This window comes from Stenotrophomonas maltophilia group sp. Smal12 (assembly GCF_037079935.1).
GTDB classification, from domain to species: Bacteria; Pseudomonadota; Gammaproteobacteria; order Xanthomonadales; family Xanthomonadaceae; genus Stenotrophomonas; species Stenotrophomonas sepilia.
This window is the reverse complement of the sequence record NZ_JBAWUK010000089.1, coordinates 1-8,230: the sequence shown is the minus strand read 5'-3', so window position 1 is coordinate 8,230 and position 8,230 is coordinate 1. Positions and strand designations below refer to the sequence as shown.

The following is an 8,230-nucleotide window of genomic DNA, read 5'->3' as shown; positions in this document are numbered from 1 at the left end:
ACTACATCGAGATGTTCTACAACCCGATCCGCCGGCATGGTTCCGCTGGCGGCGTGTCACCGGTAGAGTTTGAAAGGCGCTACGCGCAGAGCGGCAACTGAGTGTCTACAGAACTCTGGCCGGTCCATACCTTAGCCTTGGGCGGCTGGTTGAGTTGATAGCCGACGCGGAGCGGTTCAACAGACAGGCCGGCGTGACCGGGGTGACCTTGTACGACGGGGCCCGGTTCCTGTCCTACCTGGAGGGTCCACCGGATGGCCTTCGCGTTGCCTACGCCAGGGCATCCGAAGTGCGCAGCCACCTGAACTTCATCGAGTTGGCACGCGGGCGTGTCTCGCAACGTCGGCTGCCGCGGTGGCCTATGCGGCTGTTTTTGGCCAAGGAGGGCCAGCTGCAGAGCATCGCGATGGCAGACTGGGCCAGCTTCTCTCAGCGGGGCGATGCGGACGCAATGAATTCAACGGCGATGGATCTCCTTGTGCGCTTTGCCGAAAGCAGAAGTCGTCCCAACTAGCTTGAACCAGCTGCTGACCGTGTGGAAAATTTGACCCGACCTTGTGGAACGGCAATCCACATGAACGTTCTGTTCGTGGACATTGAAACCTCCATCTGTGAGTTGGTTGGAGTCGAACTAAGAGAGCTCGGCTATGACGTCGAATGCTTGGAATTCAGCTCAGGAGCCTTGCGCGCAGCGCAAGCGGGGCACGTCGACGTCGTCATTCTGGATGTGCCCGCCAGCCCTGACGCCCGGCGCAGTGCATACAAGTTGGCAGACGAACTTCGGCGCGATGGCATCGCTTTCTTCTTTACCTCCACGCTTCATCCGAACGATGTGATCAGCCGGCACCGGGATCGGGGTGTTTTGTCCAAGCCCTACGGCGTCAAACAGATCGATTCCTGGATCGAGGCGCTTGGCAAAGATTGCAGAGGCGAACCGGCAGGCGCGCACGTGCGCTAGCTGACTGGCAACATGCATCCGCCCTTTGGAGTGCATTGGACCGCAAGCCTTCCTCTTTACAGTGGATACGCTGGAAGCGAACGTCGCTGCTGCCCATCAATGCGCGCTACTTGCATGATCAGAAGCACTGTCGTTCAGCACCGTCACTTTCAAGACGGCGACCAGATCGTTGTCCTGCAGACAGCGTTCAAGAACTGGCTCCTGAATACGTCGTTCGCCATTGGATTTCCCGAATCCAGCAATCGGCCGCTTTCTGATCGAGCGGAGCAGGCCAAGCGCGCGCTGTTGGCCACGGCGAGCGAGATCAAAGGCCACAGTTACCAGGAGGCCTTCGTCAGGTCTCCTTTCGCCGCGCTTATCTCCATTCATAGCGCGTTGAGTGCTTCAAGCCACGGCGACGCCGTGTTCTTCCTGTGCGCCGACGAAGCCACGTCGGAAGCATCTCCAAAAAACTGATGCTGGCATTCGCCATAACGACCAGCATGACCTTGGCGTTGGGCATCTTCACTATTGTCCGCGCGTCACATTCGAAGCAGGAGTTGTCCAGGATTGAGTCCGTCTGGGCGCCTGGCAGCTATGCCATCGGAGAGATGCGTGCGCAGTTCGGCGATCTCCGCATCTACGAAACCTCCCAGGTCAGCGAAGCCACTTCCGCTGAGGCCGTCAAGCAATACGAACAGCGGATCGTGGCGGGCAAGGCCAAGATCAACGAGCTGGTGAAGCAATACCTGCGGTCCTTCGCCGATGGCGAAGATGCCGCGTTGTTCAAGCCGGTCAGCGCTGCGTTGAGCGATTACTTTGTCATCCACGATCAGCTTCACGCTGCGCTCCTCGCTGGCGATGCCGAGGCCGCGCAGACGATCTCGGTGACAGAATCCAGGGCAAAGCGCGTGGCGCTGTTCGACGCCATGGATAAAGTCAGCGAATACAGCCTTCGCGGCATGAAGGCTGAACTCGCAACCAACGCAGCAAGCCTCAACAACCTGATGTCGATCACAGGCTTGGTCTTGGCGGTGCTGTACTTGGTCGCAAGCGTGCTGGGGTGGGCGATCAGCCGTTCGGTCACCCGGCCCATTGGTGAGGCGTTGCCCGCTATCCGCAGCGTGGCCAATGGCGACCTCAACGTGCGAACCGACTACCAGAGCCGCGATGAGGCGGGCCAGATGCTGCTCTCCCTCCGTCAAATGGTTGCCACCTTGGAGCGTTTTTCGAACGACACCAAGGTCATGGTCAAGCTTCACGAGGCCGAAGACATCTCGCACCGGATTCCGGAGGACCTGCCCGGTGTCTACGGCGAGCTGGCCAAGGGCATGAACACAATGGTGTTCGAGCACCTTGAGGCCATCCTGGATGCCATCCAAGTGCTCAACGAGTATGCGGCCGGTGACCTGCGGCGTGACGCGCGACGCCTGCCCGGCTCCCGGGCGTGCTCCACGAATCGATGGACGCTGCCAAAGCAAGTCTGCTGGCGATCAACACGGAGATCAAGCGGTTGGCAGTGTCGGCTGCCGACGGCGACTTCTCCGCCCGCGGTAACACGTCTGCGTTCCAGCACGACTTTGAATTGATGGTTTCGGACCTCAACCGTCTGATGGAGACAGCTGACCACAGCCTCAGCGCCGTCTCCACCTTGCTTCAGGCCATTGCCTCTGGCGACTTGACCCACCGCATGGAAGGCGACTTCCGCGGCGTCTTTGCGACGATGAGCGAAGACGCTAACGCGACCGTGGCTCAGCTGACCGATATCGTCTCCCGCATCCAGCAGGCATCCACGGCAATCAATACCGCGTCGACGGAAATTGCCGCGGGCAATGGCGACTTGTCGCGACGCACCGAACAACAAGCGGCCAACTTGGAAGAGACGGCGGCGTCCATGGAGGAGCTTACCTCCACCGTGCACCAAAACGCCGAGCATGCACGCCAGGCCAGCGAGTTGGCCAGTGGGGCCTCGCGCATGGCCGGGCAGGGCGGTGGAGTGGTCGGGAAAGTAGTGGAGACGATGGGGGGTATCGAAGCCTCGTCGCGCCGCATCGGGGACATCATCTCCGTGATCGATGGCATTGCTTTCCAGACCAACATCCTCGCACTCAATGCGGCCGTGGAGGCGGCTCGAGCCGGGGACCAGGGTCGAGGGTTCGCCGTGGTGGCCTCCGAGGTGCGCACGTTGGCACAGTGCTCTGCCTCTGCAGCCAAGGAGATCAAGGGGCTAATCGAGGACTCTGTGGCCAAGGTCGCTCAAGGATCGGCGCTGGTTGACCAGGCTGGCCAGACGATGTCTGAGATTGTCAGCTCGGTTGAGCGCGTGTCCAACGTCATTGGTGAGATATCTGCCGCCTCTCAGGAGCAGGCGTCGGGCATCGAGCAAGTGAACCAGGCTGTTTCTCAGATGGACGAAACGACCCAGCAGAACGCCGCGTTGGTGGAAGAAGCGACCGCCGCTGCCCGATCCATGGAAGACCAGTCGGTACAGCTGGCAACCGCCGTCGCGGTCTTCAAGGTGAATGAACGCGCGCAGGGAAAGACGCCAGCCACGGCCAGTGCAAGCTTGGCCAAGCCAGGTGCTGTGGACGGCTCCCGCCTTTCTCAAACCGCCTACGCGGGCAAGCCAACCCCGCCGAAGGCATTGCCAGCTCGTCCCGCACGGCAGGTATCTGCGGACGCAGCGCACTGGCAGGAGTTCTAACCGCCCTTCCAAGGCCAGTGCGAACGCATGGTCGCTCGCAGGGCATGGTTGACCGAAGTTGCCGCTGAAGTCACCGTGGGTGAGGCCGCCTGGATGGCGGCCTCAGACCCGCAAGCGCGCCGAAAGCTCGGCGCCTTGCGCCGTGAGGCGGCGAGGCGGCAATGGCATTGGCCGAGGTTACGGCCGCCCGATGGCCGCTCCGCTTTGGCAGTTCAGCGGCTCGGAGACGGGGGAATGCCAGCCAATGGTTCCCTCAGGATGCCCAGCCATGGCTCGACGATCTCCTCGAACGCGAAGACATGGTCCCGGTGCTGGTCCATCCCTTGGAGGTAGTGCCGAATGCTGCGCTCAAACTCGTCTGCGACGTTGGCGTTGCCGGCGTTCGTGCGAAGCAGGAGCACTGTGGCGGCTTCCAGCGCCGCAACACGTATATGCATGCGATTCATTGCTTCTTGAAGACGCAAAAATGCGTCCCTGACCTCGTCGTTCACCAAGCCCTCCGCGAGCAGGCACATCAACACAGAAGAGGATCAGTGGCTGCTGCTTGAGCCCGGGATCGTCAGGCGAGCACGGTTGGCGGCAATCAGAAGGGCATTGCCAATTCGCTCCGCTTGCGTCGGAGTCATCGTCGAGCCGCACATGGTCGAGTCACCGGCCGCGTTGCGAACTTGGTAAAGCCCGAGTGCAACCACTGCTGTTTCGGCGTCAATGCCGACTTCAAACCTGTCCAGTGGGAACCACGTTACTCCGTCGAATTTCTCCATCGAGCGCCCCATGCACGGAATCGCGTTGTCAGCCAGAGATTACCGCAAAGCGTGGAACTTGGAACGCGCGCGAATCGGTTGCAACTGAAAGCGGCAGCACCGTGCAGCATTGGGCAATCAACCTGAATCGATCTCCAGCCGTTGCTGAATGGATAGGGCACGACCAGGGTCAATGACGGCGACGCGTTTGCCGTTCCCCAGCTGCACGCCCTGCGGGCAGAGCTCAGCGAATCGGTCGCTGTGAGCGGCAGGCTCGGCACGCCAGGCAGACAGGCTCTCGATGACCAAGACTTCGTCCACTGCAAGGGCGAACAGCTGAACCGCGGATTGAACCAACAGCATTGCTGGACAACCCGTCCCGACTGCATCGCCTCCGGTGATCAAGCCCAGATCAACCACAGGGACGTCTTGCCCTCTGATCGAGACTACAAACTGGCGGTCCCGGGTTCGGGTCAGCGTCTCTGGTCCGCGTATTTCCACGGCCGACTCGACATCCACACCGAACAAATCGCAGCCCACACGCACAATCACCAGCTCCAGCAATGGCTCTGATGAGGCCTGCAGAAATGGATCATAAGGCAGGGGAACGGTCATGGTTTCTGTGGGCAAAGACCAAAGGGCGATCGCATCATGCCCTTAATGTGTCCACCGTGGCAATTCATGCCCTAGGAAATCCGAGGCGTTCAGATTGGCAGGCCAAGGGCCTCACTCTGACAAGACCTGCCCGTCGTCCGAAGACGATGGGTTAGCGGTGGCTGTAGCGTTCGTGCCGGCCATTCGCTTCATGAACTCTTCCAACCTCATCCGGCTCACCGCTTGGTGGTTCTGGCAGTGTGGGCACACTATCACACTGGCGCCTTCCAAGTCCGTCAGGCCCTCGCCCGGTGCTAGCAGCGAGGTGAGACCACAGCTGCTACAAGTGGCCTCAACAGCATGCAGACGCGCCAGAGCGCCGTCGGAGGTCAGTTCTCCATTGACAAAGCGAAGCAAAAAAAAAGCCGGTTTAGCCACGGGTAGGGTCCTGAAATAGGCCAGAGGCAGTCAGCGGCCTCAGCGATCTCGCAGACTTCCTGAAAGCGATACGCACGCTGCAGGATCCTTCCGCGTGCTTCCATCCGGGACGGTTCGTCGGCTGGAAGACCGAGTATCAAACTCCCTCGGGTCAGGGCGCAAGGAGCTCGGCCAACTCAATGGCGCTGATGGGTCTGGAAAGCGCGAAACCTTGAATTTCGTCACACCCAAGGCCTTGGAGCTTGGCGACCTGACCGTTCGTCTCGGCTCCTTCAGCGACGGTCGAGTAGCCCAGATCATGGGCCAGACCGACGATCGCTTGGACCTTGAGCAACGCGCGTTGGTCTTCGGAAATATCGTCTATCAGCGACTTGTCGAGCTTGAGCGTGTGAATGGGCAACTCGGTCAGGTATCCGAAATTGCTGTAGCCGCTGCCGAAGTCATCCACCGCGAGCCGAATGCCTGACGAGGCCATCCGCTTGAGTTGCTCGCCCGGCAGCGAGTTGACCCGCAGCCATTCTCCCTCGGTGATCTCGACCTCCACGTCCTGGCAATCCAACCCCTGCGCGTGGATTTTGGCCACGAGTTCATCGGCCATTCCTTGCCGCGCGACATTCCGAGCGGAGAGGTTGATGGAAAGGCTCAACGCAAGGCCAGCACGCTTCCATTGCGCCAATTGTGCCAATCCTAGGCGCAAGCGGCCGGCCCCTGGGGGCACTGGTGGCCGCGGCCACCCAGTCGCGTTACTCAATCTCCCCCGATTGGCAGCAGGAGCAGATTTATCGCCAAGGGGACATGGCCGAGCTCAAGGCCACTGGGGGCAACTGGCGTCAACAGCTGATCCACCCCGAGGACAGGCCCGCGGTGGAATTGGCCATTGCTCATGCCCCGGAGTTGGCGTCGCCGTTGGAGGTAGAACACCGCGCCTTGTTGCCAGACGGCTCCGTCCGCTGGATACAGTTGCGGGCAGTCCCGTTGATGGACAGCGAAGGCAACGTGAGCGAGTGGTTCGGTGCAGCCTCCGGCATCACCGATCGCCGCGTGGCTCAAGAGCGTTTGCAGCAGTTGACCGCAACGCTTGAAGAGCGGGTGCAGGCCGGCACTGACGAACTGATGGCGATGGAGGAACGGCTGAGACAGGGCCAGAAGATGGAGTCCCCCGGCCAACTGGCCAGCGGCATTGCCCACGACTTCAACAACATGCTCACCGGGGTCTCCATGGGCTTGGAGCTGTTGGAGATGCGCGTTGGCCAAGGCCGTTTGGAGGACCTGGGTCGCTACGTGGAGACGGCTCGAACGGGGGCCGACCGAGCTGCAGCGTTAACCCAACGACTGTTGGCGTTCTTTCGCCGGCGGACGTTGGCACCGTCGGCCATCCACGTGTCGGCCATGGTGAACAGGACGCTCCACATCCTGGCCCGCTCCATCGGGCCCTCCATTGAGATCGAGACGCGGTCGGATCAAGTGGAGAACGTCGTGCGGGTGGATGCTCCGCAGCTGGAAAACGCCCTTCTCAACCTGTGCATCAACGAGCGCGATGCGACGCCGGATGGAGGGCGCATCTCGATTGAGGCCGAGCTCTCACACGTCGATGGCGGACTGGCGGAGCGTTTGGTGCTGACGCCTGGACCCTATGTTCGCTTGTCGGTCCGAGACACGGGAACCGGCATGGACGCGAGCGTTGTTGAAAAGGTGTTCGAGCCCTTCTTCACGACCAAGCCGATCGGGTAGGGCACGGGGTGGGGCTTGCCGATCTACGTATTCACGCGCCAATCCGGCGGTCAGGTGGCGGTTGACTCCATCCCTGGGGTGGGAACCACGATGCACCTTTATTTGCCGCAAAGCACGGCTGATACCGATGACCGAATCCAGGAAACGCCCGCGCTTCCCCCAGCCACGTCGCCTGGTCGCTCGGTCCTTCTGGTAGAAGACGAGACCGCCATGCGCACGCTGGTGAAAGAGGTGCTGAGCAGTTTGGGCCACCGCGTGAAGGCGGCTGCAAACGGCAGCGACGCCCTCACTGTGCATGCCAGCGAAAAGCACTTTGATTTGCTGATTACGGACGTGGGCCTGACGGGCTCGCTCAATGGGCGGCAGGTGGCGGACGCGGGCCGGCAGCGCCGTCCGACACGCCGGTGTTATTCATCACCGGCTATGCATCAAGCGTCGCGGTAGGAGCCGGCCAGCTTGAGTCTGGCATGGAGATACTCACCAAGCCGTTCGCCGCGGGGGAGTTGGAAAGAAGAGTGACCGAGTTGTTGCTGGAAGCCGTCAAAGCGTCGAACGAACCGTTCCCAGCAACTCCAGCAGCGTGAAAGCTTCTTGAGCAGCATAACGTCGTTTTCGAGGAAGTGTGGGTCTGCGCCGGAAACGCCCCCGTGACCGGTGACCAGCAGGACCGTCACGGAAGGGTGGCGTGCCATGGCGTGCTTGGCGAGATCGTGCCCGTTCATCCCCGGCAGGCCCACGTCGGAGATGAGGAGATCGAAGGCGGGTTGCTGCGCCAAGCGCTCCACAGCCGCTTCAGCGTCTCCGACCGCAGTGATGTCATAGCCGCTGTCTTTGAGAACGTCCTGCATCGATTCGCGGATGGCGACGTCGTGCTCTACAAGAAGGATGCGAGGGTACGAGAGGCAGTCATAGCAAACCTGGTTGATCAAAAATTCGAGGAATCATGCAGGACGGGGAGTAAAGCGCTGGTGCATCCCTGTGATGACGGCAATCACGGGAAGGCGAGGGCGCCGTCGCGCCTTGACGCGGTTTTGCCGCGAGGGCTGGATACTCAATCCCCACCCCCTCCCGCCTGGACACTCC

General features: G+C 61.1%; 10 protein-coding genes and 1 pseudogene. 6 read left to right on the top strand and 5 right to left on the bottom strand.

Features of this window, described 5'->3' with window-relative positions; all coding sequences use genetic code 11:
• The first annotated feature begins 97 nt into the window (after positions 1–97).
• The 4 genes and pseudogenes from WDC87_RS21380 (at position 98) to WDC87_RS21365 (ending at position 3,641) form a co-directional block, all read left to right on the top strand.
• The gene (locus WDC87_RS21380; RefSeq protein WP_301655335.1) at positions 98–514 is read left to right on the top strand and encodes a BLUF domain-containing protein; all 417 of its coding nucleotides are present in this window, start codon (positions 98–100) and stop codon (positions 512–514) included.
• A 60-nt stretch (positions 515–574) separates the two neighbouring features.
• Positions 575–958 (top strand): response regulator, encoded by a 384-nt coding sequence (locus tag WDC87_RS21375; protein ID WP_046429004.1) that lies wholly within the window; start codon positions 575–577, stop codon positions 956–958.
• A 114-nt stretch (positions 959–1,072) separates the two neighbouring features.
• Positions 1,073–1,414 (top strand): hypothetical protein, encoded by a 342-nt coding sequence (locus tag WDC87_RS21370; protein ID WP_252745281.1) that lies wholly within the window; start codon positions 1,073–1,075, stop codon positions 1,412–1,414.
• Positions 1,414–3,641, top strand: a pseudogene (locus tag WDC87_RS21365) (methyl-accepting chemotaxis protein). The gene WDC87_RS21370 and the pseudogene WDC87_RS21365 overlap by 1 nt, the downstream one beginning before the upstream one ends.
• A 212-nt stretch (positions 3,642–3,853) precedes the next feature.
• Here WDC87_RS21365 and WDC87_RS21360 read toward each other — a convergent pair.
• From WDC87_RS21360 to WDC87_RS21345, 4 genes are all read right to left on the bottom strand, one after another.
• Positions 3,854–4,132 carry a hypothetical protein gene (locus tag WDC87_RS21360; protein WP_125892001.1) on the bottom strand — a complete coding sequence of 93 codons (279 nt, stop codon included), beginning with the start codon at positions 4,130–4,132 and terminating at the stop codon, positions 3,854–3,856.
• 39 nt (positions 4,133–4,171) lie between these two features.
• Positions 4,172–4,405, bottom strand: a complete 234-nt coding sequence (locus tag WDC87_RS21355; RefSeq protein WP_252745282.1) for a hypothetical protein — start codon at positions 4,403–4,405, stop codon at positions 4,172–4,174.
• A 117-nt stretch (positions 4,406–4,522) separates the two neighbouring features.
• Positions 4,523–4,999 (bottom strand): chemotaxis protein CheW, encoded by a 477-nt coding sequence (locus tag WDC87_RS21350; RefSeq protein ID WP_046272126.1) that lies wholly within the window; start codon positions 4,997–4,999, stop codon positions 4,523–4,525.
• A 568-nt stretch (positions 5,000–5,567) separates the two neighbouring features.
• Entirely contained in the window at positions 5,568–6,092 is a 525-nt protein-coding gene (locus tag WDC87_RS21345) for an EAL domain-containing protein (RefSeq protein WP_235649995.1), read from the bottom strand.
• A 44-nt stretch (positions 6,093–6,136) separates the two neighbouring features.
• Between WDC87_RS21345 and WDC87_RS21340 the strand changes: the two genes are divergently transcribed.
• Both WDC87_RS21340 and WDC87_RS21335 read left to right on the top strand, forming a co-directional pair.
• Positions 6,137–7,147 (top strand): PAS domain-containing protein, encoded by a 1,011-nt coding sequence (locus tag WDC87_RS21340; RefSeq protein ID WP_252745283.1) that lies wholly within the window; start codon positions 6,137–6,139, stop codon positions 7,145–7,147.
• Positions 7,148–7,162: 15 nt separating this feature from the next.
• Complete coding sequence (locus WDC87_RS21335; protein WP_252745284.1) at positions 7,163–7,591, top strand: response regulator; 429 nt, start codon at positions 7,163–7,165, stop codon at positions 7,589–7,591.
• Here WDC87_RS21335 and WDC87_RS21330 read toward each other — a convergent pair.
• Positions 7,576–8,076, bottom strand: a complete 501-nt coding sequence (locus tag WDC87_RS21330; RefSeq protein ID WP_252745285.1) for a response regulator — start codon at positions 8,074–8,076, stop codon at positions 7,576–7,578. The genes WDC87_RS21335 and WDC87_RS21330 overlap by 16 nt on opposite strands.
• Positions 8,077–8,230 lie beyond the last annotated feature (154 nt).